The sequence below is a fragment of the Luteibacter sp. 329MFSha genome, assembly GCF_900111665.1.
Classification (GTDB): domain Bacteria; phylum Pseudomonadota; class Gammaproteobacteria; order Xanthomonadales; family Rhodanobacteraceae; genus Luteibacter.
Genome location: NZ_FOJE01000002.1, coordinates 300,117 through 318,168 on the forward strand (window position 1 = coordinate 300,117; position 18,052 = coordinate 318,168).

The 18,052-nt window shown below is 69.2% G+C and carries 15 protein-coding genes; 11 read left to right on the forward strand and 4 right to left on the reverse strand.

Going from position 1 to position 18,052, the window contains the following annotated elements; translation table 11 throughout:
- Window positions 1-118: 118 nt before the first annotated feature.
- From BMW54_RS12620 to dusB, 3 genes are all read right to left on the reverse strand, one after another.
- The gene (locus BMW54_RS12620; RefSeq protein WP_090056487.1) at window positions 119-499 is read right to left on the reverse strand and encodes a hypothetical protein; all 381 of its coding nucleotides are present in this window, start codon (window positions 497-499) and stop codon (window positions 119-121) included.
- Window positions 496-1,275, reverse strand: a complete 780-nt coding sequence (locus BMW54_RS12625; protein WP_090056490.1) for an enterotoxin A family protein — start codon at window positions 1,273-1,275, stop codon at window positions 496-498. The genes BMW54_RS12620 and BMW54_RS12625 overlap by 4 nt, the downstream gene beginning before the upstream one ends.
- A gap of 303 nt (window positions 1,276-1,578) precedes the next feature.
- Window positions 1,579-2,565: a tRNA dihydrouridine synthase DusB gene (gene dusB / locus BMW54_RS12630; protein WP_090057090.1), complete on the reverse strand. Its 987-nt coding sequence runs from the start codon at window positions 2,563-2,565 to the stop codon at window positions 1,579-1,581.
- A 143-nt stretch (window positions 2,566-2,708) separates the two neighbouring features.
- On the opposite strand from dusB, the gene BMW54_RS12635 reads away from it, so the two are divergent.
- The 10 genes from BMW54_RS12635 to BMW54_RS12675 all read left to right on the forward strand — a co-directional run bounded on the left by BMW54_RS12635 (window position 2,709) and on the right by BMW54_RS12675 (window position 14,885).
- Entirely contained in the window at window positions 2,709-2,912 is a 204-nt protein-coding gene (locus BMW54_RS12635; protein WP_090056493.1) for a hypothetical protein, read from the forward strand.
- Window positions 2,913-2,955: 43 nt separating this feature from the next.
- Window positions 2,956-3,603 carry a cupredoxin domain-containing protein gene (locus BMW54_RS18830; RefSeq protein ID WP_175472854.1) on the forward strand — a complete coding sequence of 216 codons (648 nt, stop codon included), beginning with the start codon at window positions 2,956-2,958 and terminating at the stop codon, window positions 3,601-3,603.
- Between the two features lie 8 nt (window positions 3,604-3,611).
- Window positions 3,612-5,954 (forward strand): putative bifunctional diguanylate cyclase/phosphodiesterase, encoded by a 2,343-nt coding sequence (locus tag BMW54_RS12640; protein WP_175472855.1) that lies wholly within the window; start codon window positions 3,612-3,614, stop codon window positions 5,952-5,954.
- A gap of 62 nt (window positions 5,955-6,016) precedes the next feature.
- A complete protein-coding gene (locus tag BMW54_RS12645; protein ID WP_139206105.1) occupies window positions 6,017-7,129 on the forward strand; it encodes a porin in 1,113 nt (370 codons plus the stop codon).
- A 164-nt stretch (window positions 7,130-7,293) separates the two neighbouring features.
- Window positions 7,294-8,472, forward strand: a complete 1,179-nt coding sequence (locus BMW54_RS12650; protein ID WP_175472856.1) for a GGDEF domain-containing protein — start codon at window positions 7,294-7,296, stop codon at window positions 8,470-8,472.
- Window positions 8,473-8,594: 122 nt separating this feature from the next.
- Window positions 8,595-11,195, forward strand: coding sequence for a glycoside hydrolase family 31 protein (locus BMW54_RS12655; protein WP_090056502.1), 2,601 nt, complete (start codon window positions 8,595-8,597; stop codon window positions 11,193-11,195).
- Window positions 11,196-11,198: 3 nt separating this feature from the next.
- Entirely contained in the window at window positions 11,199-12,101 is a 903-nt protein-coding gene (locus BMW54_RS12660) for a glycine betaine ABC transporter substrate-binding protein OsmF (RefSeq protein WP_090056504.1), read from the forward strand.
- Window positions 12,098-13,222 (forward strand): ABC transporter permease, encoded by a 1,125-nt coding sequence (locus BMW54_RS12665; protein WP_090056506.1) that lies wholly within the window; start codon window positions 12,098-12,100, stop codon window positions 13,220-13,222. Before BMW54_RS12660 ends, BMW54_RS12665 begins: the two co-directional genes overlap by 4 nt.
- Window positions 13,219-14,148, forward strand: coding sequence for an ABC transporter ATP-binding protein (locus BMW54_RS12670; RefSeq protein ID WP_090056508.1), 930 nt, complete (start codon window positions 13,219-13,221; stop codon window positions 14,146-14,148). Before BMW54_RS12665 ends, BMW54_RS12670 begins: the two co-directional genes overlap by 4 nt.
- On the forward strand, window positions 14,145-14,885 hold the full coding sequence (locus BMW54_RS12675) for an ABC transporter permease (protein WP_217642659.1): 741 nt from the start codon (window positions 14,145-14,147) through the stop codon (window positions 14,883-14,885). Before BMW54_RS12670 ends, BMW54_RS12675 begins: the two co-directional genes overlap by 4 nt.
- A gap of 2 nt (window positions 14,886-14,887) precedes the next feature.
- Here the strand turns inward: BMW54_RS12675 and BMW54_RS12680 are convergent, their stop codons facing one another.
- The gene (locus tag BMW54_RS12680) at window positions 14,888-16,942 is read right to left on the reverse strand and encodes a M13 family metallopeptidase (protein WP_090056510.1); all 2,055 of its coding nucleotides are present in this window, start codon (window positions 16,940-16,942) and stop codon (window positions 14,888-14,890) included.
- 219 nt (window positions 16,943-17,161) lie between these two features.
- On the opposite strand from BMW54_RS12680, the gene BMW54_RS12685 reads away from it, so the two are divergent.
- Window positions 17,162-17,938: a TenA family transcriptional regulator gene (locus BMW54_RS12685; protein ID WP_090056513.1), complete on the forward strand. Its 777-nt coding sequence runs from the start codon at window positions 17,162-17,164 to the stop codon at window positions 17,936-17,938.
- The last annotated feature ends 114 nt before the right edge of the window (window positions 17,939-18,052 follow it).

Sequence of the window (18,052 nt, forward strand, 5' to 3'; positions counted from 1 at the left end):
TATTCTGGGTATCCGCCCTCACGCCCGCAGGCGGTGCGAGCCTCATCGTGCCGCCCGTAAGATCCCGGTGCGCTGTACGTGCGGGCTCGCCCCGCGTCAGGGGCGTGCCGTGCTCCCGCTAGTTGAGGGGATCGAGAAAGACGACGTTGATGCCGATGTCGGCATGCGGGTAACCCTTGGTCTGGTAACAGACCTTCCGGCCCAGCGAATAGGCGGTGTAGAGGAGCGGCTGCATGCCCGCGCGGGGAACGCGGTACCAGATCCTGTCGTCGGAGAAGGCGGCGTAGATGTCGTCGGACGCGGTGCTCCAGACCGACTCCACCGTGACGCCGCAGCGGAAGCCGCTCGACCGGGCGCTGCGGTCGATCGGCGTGTTGTAGGGATTGTCGGCGGCCGGCACGGCGTTGTGTTGTTGTGCGCCTGCCGTCAGGGGCGACAGCGCGAGAACGCAGGCGAGCCAGGCCGAGCGCGCGGCGGAGTGGGTCTTCGTCGGAATCACATTTCGTCCTTTATCTTCTCTTCGATGATGGGTGTCTCGTCGAACAGGTTCACGAGCGCGGATGTCCGGTTCGCCACCTTCTTCCGGCAGGCGATCACGTTGTGGATGATTTCGACCGGGGCGTGCCGCTTGGTGCGGCCGCTGAAAAGCGAAAAGCTGAAGCACGAGCTGCCGCACATGGCGCCTGGCGAGTCGGGCGCCGCCGGCGCGTCTTCGCGGTAGTCCCAGCGGTATGGCGTGTTGACGACCGTGGCGGGCGCGGCGACGTAGCGAAGATTCGACGTCGTGCCGATACGTTCGGGCGCCTCCATCGACCCGCGGGCGATGTAGTGCGTCGCATCGATGATCGTGCTCGGCGGAATGGTTCCACGTGACGCCCACTCGCTCTGCTCGACGAACGTGGCGGCCGTGCTTCGGTAGGCCTCCGTGCCCGTGACCGCATACGCGTGCATCAGGCTGGTCGTCGTGTTGTAGAAGTGCGCGGTCTGGCGGATCCGGTAGATGTAGAAACTGCGTCCGCTACGGACGAGTTCGCTGCCCCAGTCGAGCGCGAACTGCGGATCGGACGTGGTGGCGACGAACGCGCCGCTGTGCTCGCTGAAGTAGCAGGTCTGGCCGGTGACGTGCCGGTACAGGTTGGTGTTCGCGCCGGGTGGCACGAAGCCGGTGGCGAAGATCACGTCGGGTGGCCGCATGTCCATGCGGTAGAGGAAGCGCTGGGCGTGGCACGCGAACGACGTCGCGACGAGGCCGAGGAGAACGATGAAGCGAAGCATGCTGGCATCCGTGCGCCTGGAAAGCACTCATTTTGCGGGCGAGCCCACGGCGACGCAGGCGGTGTAGCCCTCGCCACGACGCACGAAAGTTCCCTAAGCGCTGTAGGCCGCTAGATGACCCGTTGTGGGACTGCCCCTGGCCGCGACGTCTGTTGGAGCGGACCTGGCCGCGACAGCTTTTCGCCGTAAGTCTCGATCTCACGCGCCAGCTCCCAGGTGTTCGCGAAAAGCCGTCGCGGCCAGGTCCGCTCCCACGGAGCTATCGCGGCCAGGTCCGCTCCAACTGCCGTACCGGTGAGCGGCTCACGCCGCCAGCGACACCCCGGCGGCGAGCGCGTCGAAATACTCGCGCGTCAGCCGCAGCTGCGTGGCGGCATCCTCGGCCTGGTTGACCACGTGGCGGAACGCGGCGTTTTCCGGACGATCCTTCGCGTACCAGCCGAGATGCTTGCGCGCGATGCGCACGCCCATCCGCTCACCGTAGAACGCGTACAGGTGCTCCAGGTGCCCGGCGAGGATGTCGCGCACCTCGGCGGGCGAGGGCTCCGGCAGGAAGCCGCCGGTATCGAGGTGGTGCGCGATCTCGCGGAAGATCCACGGACGACCCTGCGCGCCCCGTCCGATCATCACGGCGTCCGCGCCGGTCTGGCGCAGCACCTCGCGCGCCTTCACCGGATCGGTGATGTCGCCGTTGGCGAGCACCGGTATGGAAATGCTGGCCTTTACCGCGGCGATCGTCGCGTATTCTGCCTCGCCTTCATACTTGTCCGCGCGCGTGCGGCCATGCATGGCGAGCGCGGCGATGCCGGCCTCTTCCGCGATGCGCGCGATGGTCAGGGCGTTGCGGTGCTCGCGATCCCAGCCGGTGCGGATCTTCAGCGTCACCGGGACGTCGACGGCCTTGACCACCGCCTGCAGGATGCGCGCGACGAGCGGTTCGTCCTGGAGCAGGGCGGAGCCCGACCAGACGTTGCAGACCTTCTTCGCCGGACACCCCATGTTGATGTCGACGATCTGCGCGCCGTTGTCAGCGTTGTACTTCGCCGCTTCCGCGAGCATGCCCGGGTCGTAACCCGCGATCTGCACGCTGACCGGCTCCGGCTCGCCATCGTGATCCATGCGGCGCAGCGACTTGGTGGTGTTCCACAGTCGCGGATCGGCCGTCGTCATTTCGGACACCGCCAGGCCGGCCCCCATGCGCTTGCACAGGAGCCGGAACGGCTTGTCGGTGACGCCGGCCATCGGCGCGAGCACCACGGCGGGCGAAATGGAGTAGGGGCCGATACGCATGCCGTTGATTTTACGACATTCGCCGCAGGCGTGCGTCGGCGACGGACCGATGGACTCCCCCAAACGCCATCCCGCCATTCGGTCTATTGTCCCTTCACATGCCACGCCCTAACGTCGGAAGCGACGAAAGGGGAGGTGGAACCATGCGCAGCACGATCCGGAGTGTCGCGATCCTTGCGGGTATCGCGCTGTCGCTGGCCTGCGGCGTGGCCGGCGGGGCGGGGCGGCCGTCGTTCGACGAGGTGGCCGCGACCCGGCCGCACAACGATATCTGGAGCACCGACCCCTGCGGGTCGCACCGGCACATGGTCGGGGTCTGCCGGTTGCTGCGCCCTGTTCGCGGTTGAGCGTCGATCTGGGCTAGGCTTGCCCCATTCCCGGGGGAAGTCCATGCCACGTCTGCTGATCGCCACGGCGACCCTGTTTTCGCTCGCCATGGGGCCGGCCCATGCCGGTCGCGTCGCCGTCGAGGTGGTCGATGTCGAGGGCAGGCCGGTGCGCGACGCCGTGGTCAGCCTCGAGCCCCTGGCGGGCACCGCGGCGAAGCCCATCGTCCCGGCCACGCGTTACGTGGACCAGAAGAACGAAACCTTCCTCCCGTACGTGACCGCGCTCCACGCGGGCGACAGCATCGTCTTCCGCAACAGCGACGGCACGCGGCACCAGGTCTACTCCTTCTCCGACCTGGCGAAGTTCGAATTCGTGCTCAAGCCGGGCGAGAGCTCGCCGCCGCTGGTCCTGCCGCGCCCCGGCAACATCGCGGTGGGCTGCAACATCCACGACATGATGATCGCCTACCTCTACGTGACGAAGGACGCCGACATGGCGACCACGGACGCGAAGGGGCAGGCCGTGCTCGACGGCGTCGGCGCGGGTCGCTATCGCGCCCACGCATGGCACCCCCAGATGCGCCCCGGCATCGCGCTGCCGGTGCAGGGCCTGCAGGTCGACGACTCCACGCCAGGGAAGGTGACGTTCACGCTGGCCCTCCTGCCCGATCCACGGGGCATGTCGGACCGCGAACACATCGGCTACTGACCCGACGCATGCGCGCTCCCGGGTTCCGCTCGCGGCTTGCCCTGTTCTTCGTCGCGTCGCTGGTCCTCGTCCAGGGGCTGACCGCGCTTCTGACCTACGGCATCGCCCATCGCCAGCTCGTGGCGGAAGGTGGCCGGCAGCTCAGCGTCAACGCGGGCGCCTTCGTGGCGCAGATGAACGATCTCTCCATTCGGGTCGCGAACGGCGTGCAGATCCTCTCGCTCGATTACGGGCTTCGTTCCGCGATCGGCGCGCGCGACAAGGAGACGGTGCTCTCGGTGCTGCGCAACCACGGCCGCCGCGTCGGTGCCGCGCGCATGCAGCTGCTCGGCCTCGACGGACGCGTGCAGGCCGACACACTGGCGCCGGCCAGCGACGGCGAACCGTTCGCGTTCCCGGACCTGCTCGCCAGCGCCTACGACAGGCGCAGCGCGGCCGTGATCGTGTCAGAAGGCAAGGCGTACTGGCTGGTCGTCGTGCCGATCTACGCGCCACAGCCCGTCGGGCTCGTCGTCGCGAGCATCCCGGTGGACGACGCGCTCCTTGCGCACATGCAGGAACTCTCCGCGCTGCCGCGCGACGTGGAACTGGCGACACCCGTCGGCGAAGGGCGCTACGCGGTGATCGCGCGGGGCAGCCATGATTCCGGACTGACCGAGAGCCTCTCCGCGCGGGGCGAGCCATTGCCGTCGACACCGACGCTCGCCGCCATCGGCGGTCGGGAGTACCTCGTGCTCGCCCAGCTGCTGCGCCAGCCGAAGGGCGGCGGCGCGGTCTACGCCGTGCTCGGCTATTCGCTCGACGACGCGTTGCGTCCTTACCTTCCCGTCTGGAATGCCTGGCTGGCCGTGCTGATGGTCGGACTCGCCGGCGGCTTCCTCGTCGCGTGGCTCGTGGCGCGCGGTGTCGCGCGTCCCGTCGAAGCCCTGGCCGGATCGGCGCGGCGCATCGCGGCGGGCGATTACGACGACGTGCCCGACGTGCGCCGTGGCGACGAGGTGGGCGACCTGGCCATCGCGTTCCACACGATGACCGACGCGATCCGCGAGCGCGAGCGGCGCATCCTCCACCAGGCGTCGCACGACGGCGTGACGGGCCTGCCGAACCGGGCGGCCGCCGAGTCGGCCGTCGACGACGATCTGGCCACGACGCCCGGCATGCAGGGCGCCCTGCTGATCGTGGGTGTCAACCGGCTTCCGGAGATCGTGAAGACGGTCGGCCACGCGCTGGCCGATCGCCTGATGCGCGAAGCCGCGGTGCGTCTCGGACAGGTCGCCGGCACGCACTTCGTGGCTCGCGCGACGGACACGCAGTTCGCCGTCTGGCTGCGGGACACCGGCAGGATGGAGGCCATAGACACCGCGTTCCGGATCATGGACGCGTTGGGCCTCCCGTATCTGGAAGCCGACATCCGCATGGACCTGGGGCCCGCCGTGGGCATCGCGCTGACGCCGGGACATGGCGAGCGCGCCGCGATCCTGCTCAGGCGCGCGGAGGTCGCCGAGTTCGCGGCGGTGGGATCGACGCGCGGCGTCGACGTCTACGATCCCGAAGCCGATCCGCACCGGCCGGAACGTCTCTCGCTGATGGGCGAGCTGCGCGCGGCGATCGAGGCCGACGCGCTGGAGCTCTGGTACCAGCCGAAACGCCGCATGGCCGACGGCGTCATCGACAGCGCCGAAGCGCTCGTGCGCTGGCATCGTCCGGGCCGGGGCGCCGTATCGCCCGAGCTCTTCGTCGCCGTCGCGGAAGAGACCGGCACCATCGGCCGGCTCACGCGCTGGGTGCTGGCGCGCGCGATCCGGGAGATGACGGCCCTGGCGGCGGCGGGTATCGACGTCACCGTCGCCGTGAACCTTTCCGCCCGTGACGTCGGCGACTCCGAGCTAGCCGGCCGGGTGGAAGCGCTGCTTCGCGCCCACAGCCTGCCTGCGCAGGCGCTGAGCCTCGAGGTGACCGAGAGCGCGGTGATCCACGAGCCCGCCGCGGCGCTTCAGGTCCTCGGTCAGCTGGCCGATATGGGCATCGACGTCGCCATCGACGACTTCGGCAGCGGCCAGGCGTCGTTCGCCTACCTCCGCCGCCTCCCCGTCACCGAGCTGAAGATCGACCGGATGTTCGTGCAGCACCTCGCCACCGATGAAACCGACCGCGTCATCGTCCAGTCGCTGGTCGAGCTGGGCCACCGCCTCGGCTACCGCGTGACGGCCGAGGGCGTGGAGGACGAGGGTAGCCTGGCGTTCCTCGCCGAAGTCGGTTGCGATCACGCGCAGGGTTACCTCGTCGGCCGGCCGATGCCGTTCGCGGACCTCGTGGCGCGATGCATGGCACCGGCCAGCGGCGACTCGTGATGCGCCGTCACCTCGCATTCGTCCTTCTGGGAGCGTGCGCGTCCGTCGCCTCCGCGCGGGACGTGAAACTGCACGCCTTCGCCGATGCGAGGCTCGTCGATGCGCCGTCACCGACATCGTTCATCGACGGCGGTAGCGGCCACGCGCGTTATGGCGACGGCGAGCGCGGTGTCCGCTTCGGCGCGGCGGGTGTCGTCGTCACGGCGCAGCTGACGCCTGCCCTGTTCGCGCTGGTCGACGTGCAGGCGCAGCGGACCGACCGCACCGACCTGCAGGTTCCCGAGGCGTTCCTGCGCTACCGGCCGGTGTCGACGAGCGCGTGGCGCGGCTCCGTGAAGGCGGGACTCTACTTCCTGCCGATATCGCTGGAAAACGACGGTGTCGGCTGGACCAGCCCGTGGACGGTCACGCCATCGGCGATCAACAGCTGGGTAGGCGAGGAGATCCGCGGCTTCGGCGCGGAGGCGCGCGAGGAGTGGCGTGGCGTCGCCGGCACGTTCACGGCGGGGGGCGGGTTGTTCCGCCACAACGACGTGGCCGGGAACATCCTCGCGCTGCGTGGCTGGTCGCTCAGCGACGTGACGTATGGGCTGGGCGGCCGGCTGCGCGAACCCGCCGAGGCCGGCGAGCGCGAGGTCTACGATCCCTTCCACGCGATAGGCGGCCGAACCGGCTGGTATGCCGACGCGGCGTGGAAGGCGCCGGCGGGATGGGAGCTGCGCCTGCTGCGTTATGACAACCGCGCGGATCCCTCGGCCTACAGGCTCTACGCCGGCGGCGAGAAGCTGTTCGCGTGGCGAACGCGTTTCTGGTCGGCGGGCGCGGTGTGGACACGCGGCCCGGTCACCCTCATCGCGCAGGCGATGGACGGCGATACGGAGGTGCGGCCCGACGGCGTGAGCTACCGGACGCCGTTCCGTTCGGCCTTCCTGCTGGCCGGCTGGAACCGTGGCGCCTGGCGGCCGGCGCTCCGTGTCGAGCGTTTCGGCACCGACAACCCTCGCGAGCGCGGCCACGCCGTCACCGCCGCGCTCAACTGGCGACCGCGCGACTGGCTGCGCCTGACGGCGGAATGGCTGCACGTGCACGTCGATCGCGACGCGTCCGCCGTGATCGGCGATCCGTCGCGACAGGGCGGCGAGCAGTGGCAGCTGATGGCGCGCGTCTACTACTGACGCCTCGGAACCCTGTGGGAGCGGACCTGGCCGCGACGGCTCTTCGCGAAGAGTCGCAGGGCCTGTGGCGAACGGCCCCGGAATATGTCGCCGTCAGGTCCGCTCCCACGGCGCGCCCGCACGGCGTACGATCCGCCCAGGGCAACGAGCGACGGCGGGACGACTTGGACGAGGGGATCTGGGAGCGCAAGTACCATCTTGCGCTGGAGCGGATGGAGCGCGACGAAGAGGCGTCGCGAGCCGTCGGCGACGTGCTGCGCCGGCTTTCGCTGCGGCTGGCCGTGCTGGTCCGGGGCGATGGCGGCGAACTCGACGAACTGCTCGACCGGTTGACGACGGAACTGCGCGGTTCGCCGTCGCCGGCGACCGTCGAGCCGCTCCTGGAAAGACTCGCCGAGGCCGTGACCCGCCTGGACGCCGCGCCGCCGGGCGCCGCCCGTGCATCCGACACCACGGAGGATGCGCTCGTCGACGCCTTGCGCGCCGACGTGGCGCGTTTGCAGGAACTGCTCGGAACGGTCAGCGCGCGGCTGGGCGACATGACCCGTTACCTCGCCGGCGAGCGTGACGAAGCGGACGCCGGCGCGACGGAAGGCCACCGGCTCGACGCCCAGGTGCGCGAGGAAATGCGCCTGCTCGGCGAGAAAACGCAGGCGGCCACGGATCTGGCGAGCCTGCAGGCCGAGGTCGACGAGCGGCTTTCGGTCATCGACCGCCACTTCCGCGACTTTCGCGAGCGTGAAGACGCGAGGCTTTCGGCGTACCGCGAACGCGCCGAGCGCATGCATGATCGTCTCGAGCAGCTCGAGTCGCAGGCATCCAGCCTGCAGGATTCGCTTCGCCGCGAGCACGAGCTCGCGCTGACCGATGGCCTCACCGGACTGCCGAACCGCCTCGCTTACGATCGCCGCGTCGCCGACGTCGAGCGCCAGGTGCGCGAGGAGGGCGGCGTGGCCTGCGTCGGCGCCTTCGACATCGATCATTTCAAGGCGATCAACGACACGTACGGCCACGCGGCGGGCGACGCCGTGCTGCGCATCGTGGGGCAGACGCTCGCGCGTGAACTCGACGGCCGCGCCTTCGTCGCACGCTACGGTGGCGAGGAATTCGTGGTCCTCTTCTCCGACATGGGGCCCGACGACGCCGAGGACCTGGCGAGGCGCCTCTGCGCCACGGTGGAGAAGCTCGCGTTCCACGCGAGCTCGAAACCCGTCACCGTGACGATGTCGGGTGGGCTGACGCGCTTCACCGCGGCGGAGCGTGCCGCGGCCGTCTTCGACCGCGCCGATCGCGCGCTCTACGCCGCGAAACGCGCCGGACGCAATTGCTGCGTGGTGCTCTGAGGCACCGATCGTAGGAACGCTCCACCATCGATTCCTTCAGGAATGCGAGCCCGTTCACCGGTTCGATGCGGCAACGCGTCATAATGGTCCGCCTCCGGTCCGACAAGGGGTGACGCAAGCCCATGGAAGCCACGACTCAGAGCCGCCCCGTCACGGGAGCGGCAGCCCGGCCCGAGGCCATCGTCGAGCGCGGCGAGGTCCGGTTCACCGTCCTCACGCCGCGCCTCATCCGCCTGGAATGGAGTGCCGACGGTGTCTTCCGTGACGACCGGACGCAGGTCGTCGTCCATCGCGCGGTGGACGTACCGCCGTTCACGCTCACCGAAGACGCCGACGGGCTCGCCATCGACACGGGGCGGCTCCGGCTCCGCTGGACGAAAGGCGGTGGCCGCTTCGACGCCGCGAACCTGTCGATCGTCGTGCGCACCGCCGACGGCGACATCACCTGGCACCCCGGCGATGCGCAGCAGGCCAACCTCGGCGGCACCTACCGCACGCTCGACCGCTACGACGGCGACACGTGGCAGGACGGCAGCAAACTCCCCTTGGAGGAAGGCCTCATCGCGCGCGATGGCTGGCACGTCGTCGACGACACGCACGCCTTCGGCCTGGACGACGACGGCTGGGTGCTCGAGCGGCCGGAGGGCGAACGGCAGGATCTGTATTTCTTCGGATACGGCCGCGACTTCATGGCGGCGCTCTCGGACTTCGCGTCGATCGCGGGGCCGCAGCCGATTCCGCCACGCTTCGTCTTCGGCTACTGGTGGTCGCGTTACTGGAACTACTCCGATGCCGAACTGCGCACGCTCGGCGCGCGTTTCGAGAAGGAGCGCATTCCGCTGGACGTGCTCGTGCTCGACATGGACTGGCATACCACGCCGGGTCTTTCGTTGCGCCCCGGCCACGAACACAAGGATGTCTTCGGCGAAGCGTCGGGCTGGACGGGTTACACGTTCAATCGCAGCCTGTTTCCGCATCCGAAGGCCTTCATGCGCTGGGCGCGCGGCCAGAACCTGCGCATCACGCTCAACCTTCATCCCGCCTCGGGCGTCATGCCGCACGAGGAACGTTACGAAGCGATGGCCGCGGCGCTGTCGTGGGACACGAGCACGCAGGCGCCGATTCCGTTCGAAGGCACGTCGCCCGCGTACATGCGCGCGCTGTTCGACACCATCCTGCACCCGCTGGAAGAGGATGGCGTCGACTTCTGGTGGCTCGACTGGCAGCAGTGGCCGGAATCGAAGGCGCATCCCGGCCTCTCGAACACGTGGTGGCTCAACCATGCGTTCTTCACCGAGATGCAGCGCGACGGCGAGAAGCGCGGCCTGATCTACCACCGTTGGGGCGGTCTCGGTAACCATCGTTATCCGATCGGCTTCTCCGGCGACAGCGTGATCTCGTGGACGTCGCTCGCGTACCAGCCGCACTTCACGGCGATGGCCTCCAACGTGCTGTACGGCTACTGGAGCCACGACATCGGCGGCCATACGTTCCACAAGCACATCCCGCGTCCCGAGCGCCATCTCGAGCCCGAGCTCTACGCGCGCTGGATGCAGCTGGGCGTGTTCAGTCCGGTGCTGCGCACGCACTCCGCGAAGGAAGCGAGCCTGCACAAGGAACCGTGGCACTTCGGGCCACCCTGCGGCGACGCGATCTTCGCCGCGATCCGTCTTCGCTATCAGCTGGCCCCGTACATCTACGCGGCCGCACGCCATGCGTACGACACCGGCGTGTCGCTCGTGCGTCCCATGTACTACCACTGGCCTGAGCACGAGGAAGCGTACGCGCATCCCGCGCAGTACATGTTCGGCAACGACATCCTGGTCGCGCCGGTCACCACGCCGGTCGGTGCCGACGGCACAGCGCCGTTCCCCGTCTGGCTGCCGCCGGGCCTGTGGTACACCCGCGACGGCGCGGAATCGTTCGAAGGGGGTGCGATCCTCGAACGCTCCTACACGCTGGAGGAGATCCCGATCTTCGTCCGCCCGGGCAGTGTCGTCCCGCTCTACCCGGAAGGCATGCGCGACCTCGCGACGGTGCCGGACTCGATCATCCTGCAGGTCTTCCCCGGCGACGAGGGCAGCACCGTGCTCTATGACGACGACGGAACGACCCAGGGTTACCAGCGCGGGGAGTTCGCGCGCACGCCGGTGCGCAGCCGCCGCGGCGATCGCGCGCATCGCGTGCACATCGACGGCATGGAAGGGCGGTATCGCGGGCGGCCGGAAACACGCGCGTATGTCGTGCAGTTCCTGGACGCGGGCATCCCCGAGACCGTCGAGGTCAACGGCGAAGCGCTGCCGTACAGCCCGACGCCGAAGCCAGGAACCTGGTTGTTCGACGCCGCGTGGCTATGCATCCGCGTCGACCTCGGCCATGTGCCGGTCTGCGAGGCGCAGGACGTCGTCGCCCGCTTCGCTCCCGAGCACGCGCCGCCCAAGGCGCTGCTGCATCGCATGCGGCGCGCGGCCGACGCGGTGAAGTACCTCAAGCAGGTATGGGGCGACATCTCGGCGCTGCCGGACGACGTCGACCTCGCCGGGCAGGCGGCGCGCGTGATCGAGTACGCGGTGGAGGAGGGCGACGACGAGGGCCGCGCGGAGCGTTTCACCCAGGCGGTGCAGGCGTTCGAGGCACGTTTCGCGGCCCTGCCCGATAGCGTCTCGGCGACGCCGATCGACGACGCGTTCAAGCGCGGGTTCATCGACCTGTTGGGGCGCTGACCGTTGCGTCGCCTGCTGGGCTTCGCGCTCGCCCTGGCCGCCCTGGCCGCGCAGGCGCAGGGTGCCGTGCGGGTCGGCTCCAAGGCGGACAACGAGGGCGCGCTCCTCGGCCAGATCGTGCTCCAGGTGCTGAAACACGAAGGCATTCCGGTGGTGGACCGGACGCAGCTCGGCCCGACGTCGATCGTGCGCCGAGCGCTGCTCAACGGCGATCTCGACGTGTATCCCGAATACACCGGCAACGCGGCGTACTTCTTCCATCGCGAAACCGATCCGGCATTCCGCGACGCCGCGAAAGCCCATGCGCTCGCGTCGTCGCTCGATCTCGCCGCCAACCGCCTCGTGTGGCTCGCGCCGGCGCCGGCCGACAACCACTGGGCGATCGGCGTCCGCGGCGACGTCGCGACACGTCGCGGTCTGCGCAGCCTCGCGGACTTCGCGCGCTGGGTGACGGGCGGGGGCGACGTCCTCCTCGCCGGTTCCGCCGAGTTCGTGGAGAGCGACGCGGCGCTGCCCGCGTTCCAGTCCGCCTACGGGTTCGCGCTGCGCGGCGACCAGCTGCTCGTGCTGGCGGGCGGCGATACGTCCGCGACCATCAAGGCGGCCGTCGAGGGTACGTCGGGTGTGAACGCGAGCATGGTCTATTCGACGGACGGCGCGATCGCGGTCACCGGACTGGTCGTGCTCGACGATCCGAAACACGTGGAGATGGTGTACCAGCCCGCGCCGGTCGTTCGCGAGGCGGTGTTGCAGGCTCACCCGGCGATGCGCGCGGCGCTGGACGCGGCGTTCCGTCCGCTGACGGTGGACGTGCTTCGGCGGCTGAACGCGCGGACGCAGATCGGTGGCGAGGACGCGGGAGCGGTCGCGGCGGATTACCTGCGGTCGGAGGGGCTGTTGAAATGATGTCGCGGGCGCTGCCGGTGTTCGTCTTGTCCGCGATGGCGCTCGTCGCGGCGGCATGCCTGCCTTTCCTGCACGTCGCCCCGAATCGTCTGCTTTCGGGCCATGCCGTGAGCCCGCTCGCAGGGCCGCTCGCCGCGGCCTGGCTTGCCGTCATCGCCGTCACCGCGTTCCGCATTCCCATGCAGCGCGTCGTCGTCACGGCCATGGCCTGGTTTGCGATCGCGGGGCTGCCGTGGCTCGCCGGCGCGGAGGCCCAGCGCCTCCTTTCGGACGCGTCGGCGACGACGCGCGTGCAGCCCGGTGCGGGGTTCTGGCTGATGTGGCTCGCCGCCGCGCTGCTCCTGCTCGACGGGCTGCGCGGCCGGCGTCCGGCGGTGCAGGTCGCCGCGTGGATCGCGGCCGGTGTCACCATCGCCATGCTCGCGGCGGCCGGCGCGTTCGACGGACTCTCGCTCGTCCGCGAATGGCGGGCGCAGCGCGCACCGTTCGCGGCCGCCGTCGCGGAACATCTGCGACTGGCAGGGACCACGCTCGTGCTGGCCTTGCTGACGGGGGCGCCGCTGGGCTGGTGGGTCTGGCGGAGGCGCCGCGCCGATGGCGTCGTCGTCGGCATTCTCGCCTTCCTTCAGACCGTTCCGTCGCTCGCCCTGTTCGCGTTGCTGATCGGACCCTTCGCGTGGCTCGCGCGCACATGGCCCGCGCTCGGCACCCTGGGTTTCGGCGGCACCGGCGCCGCGCCCGCGGTCTTCGCGCTGTGGCTTTACGCCCTGCTTCCCGTCGTGCGCTACACCGCCGCAGGCCTCGATGCCGTGCCGGCCGATACACGCGACGCCGCGCGCGGCCTCGGCATGAGTCGCACGCAGCTGCTCATGCGCGTGCAACTTCCGCTGGGATGGCCGGTGCTGCTGGCCGGCCTGCGCATCGTCGCGGTGCAGACGATCGGTCTCGCCGCCGTCGCCGCGCTGATCGGCGCGGGCGGGCTCGGGCGTTTCGTCTTCCTCGGGATCGGACAGGGAGCCACCGACATGGTGCTGCTGGGCACGCTCGCCATCATCGTGCTGGCGCTGCTGGTGGATTTCGTCTTTCAGGCTGTCCTCGCATGGACGGAGCGTCGCGCATGATCGAGTTCGACCACGTATCCAAGCGCTTCGGCGGGCACGTCGTGATCGACGACCTGTCGCTGCGCATCGACGACGGCGAGTTCTTCGTCCTCGTCGGTCCGTCCGGCTCGGGCAAGTCCACCTTGCTGCGCACGGTGAACCGGCTCGTGCCGGTCGACGCGGGCGCGGTCCGCATCGACGACGAGGACGTGCTTTCGCGCGATGTCGAGACGCTGCGCCGTGGTATCGGTTACGCCATCCAGTCGGTGGGTCTGTTCCCGCATCGCACCGTTGGCGAGAACATCGCGACGGTCCCTCGCCTCCTCGGCTGGCCAGAGGGCGACATCCGCGCGCGCGTGGCGGAACTCGTCGAACTCCTCCGGCTCGACGAGCCCGGCATCGCGGATCGCTATCCCGCCACGTTGTCGGGCGGGCAGCAGCAACGCGTGGGCGTGGCGAGGGCGCTGGCGGCGCGGCCGCGCATCGTGTTGATGGACGAACCGTTCGGCGCGCTCGATCCCATCACCCGCGACTCGCTGCAGGGCAGTCTGAAGGCGATCCAGCGCGATACGGGAACGACCATCCTGTTCGTCACGCACGACATGGACGAAGCGTTCCGGATCGGCGATCGCGTGGCGTTGATGCTGGACGGAAGGATCGCGCAGGTGGGGGCGCCGCTCGATCTCCTGCATCGCCCCGCCAACGACCGCGTCCGCGACTTTGTCGGCGGCACGCGGGCCCGGCTGCGCGAACTCGCGGTGCGCACCGTGCGCGACAGCATGCGCGTCGGCGAGCCCGCGGAAGGCGAGGCGGTGGACGTGGCCGATTCGTTGCAGGACGCGCTCGCGGCCATGCTGGCGCAGCGGCGCGATCGGCTGCCGGTGAACGAGCGGGGCGAGCGTGTCGGCGCGATCGTCCTCGCCGACCTCGTGGCGAACGGGCCGTGACGAACGCCTGGCATACGCATGGCGTGATACGTGTCGTCGCGCCGCTGGCGGTGCTCGCGTCGCTGTTGTTCGTGCTGCCGCGATCCGGTCCGTGGTTCCACGCCTGGCTACCGGAGCTCTCGCATCCGCTGTACACGCGCACGTCGTTCGGCGCGCTGATGCTCGCGCATCTGTCGCTGGTGACGATCGCCACGCTGCTCGCCGTGGCGATCGGTCTGGGGTTGGGTATCCTCGCCACGCGCCCGTCCGGGCGCTCGCTCCTGCCGACCGTGCGCGCCGTCGCCGTGATCGGCCAGACGTTCCCGCCCGTCGCCGTCCTCGCGATCGCGGTGCCGCTGTTGGGCTTCGGCGCGGCGCCCACGCTGCTCGCGCTCGTGCTCTATGGCGTGCTGCCCGTCCTCGGTCAGACGATCGCCGGGCTCGAACACGTGTCGGTCGCGACGCTGCACGCCGCCGACGGCATGGGTTACGGGCGCTGGCGCCGCCTGTGGGAGGTAGAGCTGCCGCTGGCGGCGGGGCCCATCATGGCCGGCGTGCGCCTGTCCGCCATCGTGAGCGTGGGGACGGCGACGATCGGTTCCGCGGTGGGCGCGACCACGCTGGGCTCGCCCATCGTCGAAGGACTGGTCGGCAACAACACCGCCTACGTGGTGCAGGGCGCGCTGCTGGTCGGCGCGCTCGCACTGAGCGTGGATGCGGTGCTCGGCGCGATCGAGCGCCGCATCCGCCGGGGGTGACGCTACCAGATCCGCACGCGCTGCTTCGGATCGAGGTACAGCTTCTCGCTCGGCGTCGGCTTGAACGCGTCGTACCAGGGATCGAGGTTGCGCACGGTCTGCGCGCGGTAGGGGCCGGGCGAGTGACCGTCGCCGATCACCTGCTGGCGCAGGGCGGCGTCGCGCGTCTTGCTGCGCCACGACTGCGCGAACGCGAGGAAGAAGCGCTGGTCGCCGGTCAGGCCGTCGATCACCGGCGCGGGCTTGCCGCCCAGGCTTTCCTTGTAGGCCGCGTGCGCGATCGCGAGGCCCGACACGTCGGCGATGTTCTCGCCCAGGGTCTGCTGTCCGTTGATGTGCAGGCCCGGCAGGGGCTCGTACTGATTGTACTGCGCGACGAGCTTCTGGCCGGCTTCCTTGAAGTGTTTCTCATCTTCCGGCGTCCACCAGTTCGCGAGGCGCCCCTGGGCGTCGAACTCGGCGCCCGTGTTGTCGAAGCTGTGGCTGATCTCGTGGCCGATGACGGCACCGATCGAGCCATAGTTCGCGGCCGGGTCGGCCTTCGGATCGAAGAACGGCGCTTCGAGGATCGCCGCCGGGAAGTTGAGGGCGTTCTGCAACGGCAGGTTCACGGCGTTGACGGTCTGCGGCGTCATCCACCATTCGTTGCGATCGACGGGCTTGCCCAGCTTCGCGACCTGGTGGCGGTATTCGGCGAGCTCGGCGCGCTGGTGGTTGCCGAGCGCGTCGTCCGGCTTGATGACCACCTTCGAGTAGTCGCGCCAGGTGTCCGGGTAGCCGACGCCGACCTTGATGGTCGCGATCTTCGCCTTCGCCTTCTGCTTGGTGGCGGCCGACATCCATTCGATCGTGTCGACGCGCTGGTCGAAGGCCTTCAGGATGTTGGCGACCATGTCCTGCACTTCCTTGCGCGACGACGCCGGGAAGTACTGCTTCACGTAGATCTGCCCGACGGCGTCGCCGAGGTCGACGTTGGTGCGGCTCACGCCGCGCTTCCAGCGGTCGCGCTGTTTCGGCGTGCCCGTGAGGGTCTTGCCGTAGAACCCGAACGAGAGCTCGTCGTACGCCTTCGGCAGCAGTCCGGATGCGTTCTCGTTGATCGCATGGAAGCGCAGCCAGGCCTTCCAGGTGTCGAGGGGTTCGCTGGCGACGAGCGCGGCGAACTTCGTCACGGTGGCCGGCTGCCAGACGATGAAGGTCGGCTGGTCGTCGAGCCCCGCGGCTTTGAAATAGGCGTTCCAGTCGAGACCGGGCGCCTTGGTCGCGAAGCTGGTGCGCGGCCACGGATTGTTCGCCTTGTGGATGTCCTCGCTCTCGACGATCGACAGCTGGGCCTGCGCGATCTTCGTCTCCAGCGCGAGGACGGCCTTCGCCTTGCCCGCGGCGTCGGGCGTGCCGGCCTGGGTCAGGATCGCCTGGACGTAGGCGGCGTATTTCTCGCGTGTCTCGACCATGTCCTTGTCGGTCTTCAGGTAGTAATCGCGGTTCGGCATGCCGAGGCCGCCCTGCAGCAGGTAGGGCACGTTCTTCGACGGGTCTTCGAGGCCCTGCGCCACGAACAGCCCCAGCAGGTGCTCGGTATCGAGGTTGGTCGCGTTGATCGGATCGACATCGGCGCGCAGCTGCGCGCCCAGCGCCGTGGCCAGGGCCGTCTTGTCCTTGATGCCGTCGATGGCGGCCAGCGCCGGTTCCAGCGGCTTCAGCCCGGCTTTCTCGATGCCCGCCTCGTCCATGTACGCCTTGTAGTAGTCCGCGATCAGGCGCTGCTCGCTTCCCGCCGCCGGGTTGCCCTCGCCGGCGGCCTTGATCAGTTCGGCGTTGCGCTTCTCGGCCTTCTGGAACACCTCGAGGAACACGCCCGTGCTGGCGCGGTCGGCGGGAATCTGCGCCGTCTTCTCCCAGGCCCCGTTGGCGTAACCGTTGAAGTCGTCGCCCGGCTTCACCGCCCGGTCGATGCCCTTCAGGTCGATGCCGGAGGGCGCGTCGGCCGCGAGGGCGGCCGTGGAGGCGAGGCCGCAGGCGATCGAGGCGGCGAGGAGCCGGTGGATGGTGGCCATGGACGAATCCCTAGGTGGTTGGGGAGCCCACGATAGACCTCCCCTCCGCACTTTTGTCCATGACCGATGGACTAGGTCCGGTTCCTTCCGTTCCACGAAAGCGGCCGGGGGGATGTGCCCTAATGGTCTTCCGGTGCCGCAACGGCGCCGGGAGGGCGGGCCGCGGGTCGCCCGGGTCCGCCTATCCATCATTGGCAGAAGATCTTTAGGGAGATCTATATGAACGCACGTTTCGAACTGACCGGCTCGCAGACCGACATCGCCAGCTATCCGATCTGGGCACAGGACATGGTGTCTTCCTGTGCGGATGCGCGGCGGGGTATCGTGGAGCATGAGATGTGGGACGCCATGCGCGCCGCCACGCTCGACCCGCAGACCACCCGTAACTTCATGGTCGGCGTCTGGCCCGTCATCGAGCGCTTTCCGGGGTACATGTCGCACAGCCTCCTGAAGACCCGCTACGGCCGCAGTGCCGGCGACGACCTCGCCCGGCGCTGGCTCGTCCGCAACATCCGGGTGGAGCAGAACCATGCGGAGTACTGGCTGAACTGGGCGGAGAGCGCGGGGGTGTCCCGCGAGGAGGTGCTGTCGGCCGAGCCGCCGAAGGGCACCCAGGCCCTGGCCGACTGGTGCGAGGAGGTGAGCCGCAACGATTCGCTGGCCGCGGGCATCGCCGCGACGAACTACGCGGTGGAGGGGGCGACCGGCGATTGGTCCCAGTTGATCTATGAAAGCAAGACGTACGCGGAAAGTTTGCCGATTTCCGGCCGCAAAGCCGGCCTTCGCTGGCTTCAGCTTCACGCCGCGTATGACGATACCCATCCGTGGGAAGCGCTGGAGATCGTCTGCACGCTGATGGGAACCAACCCCCCGGCCGACCAGATCGAGCACATCAAGGAATGCGTCCGGCGCAGCTACGTCAGCATGAGCATCACGCTGGATCGCTGCATGGACGGGGCCGGGACGGTCCGCAAGTGGAACGAGGCGGCCGCGTAACTCGCAAGTTGGACGCCTTCTGGCGCACTATCACGTCCGTTTGATCGATCAATGAGGGTTCGATGCGGTTCGAAGCCAGTCATCATCAACTCCTGACCAGGCGCCTCCGGCCCC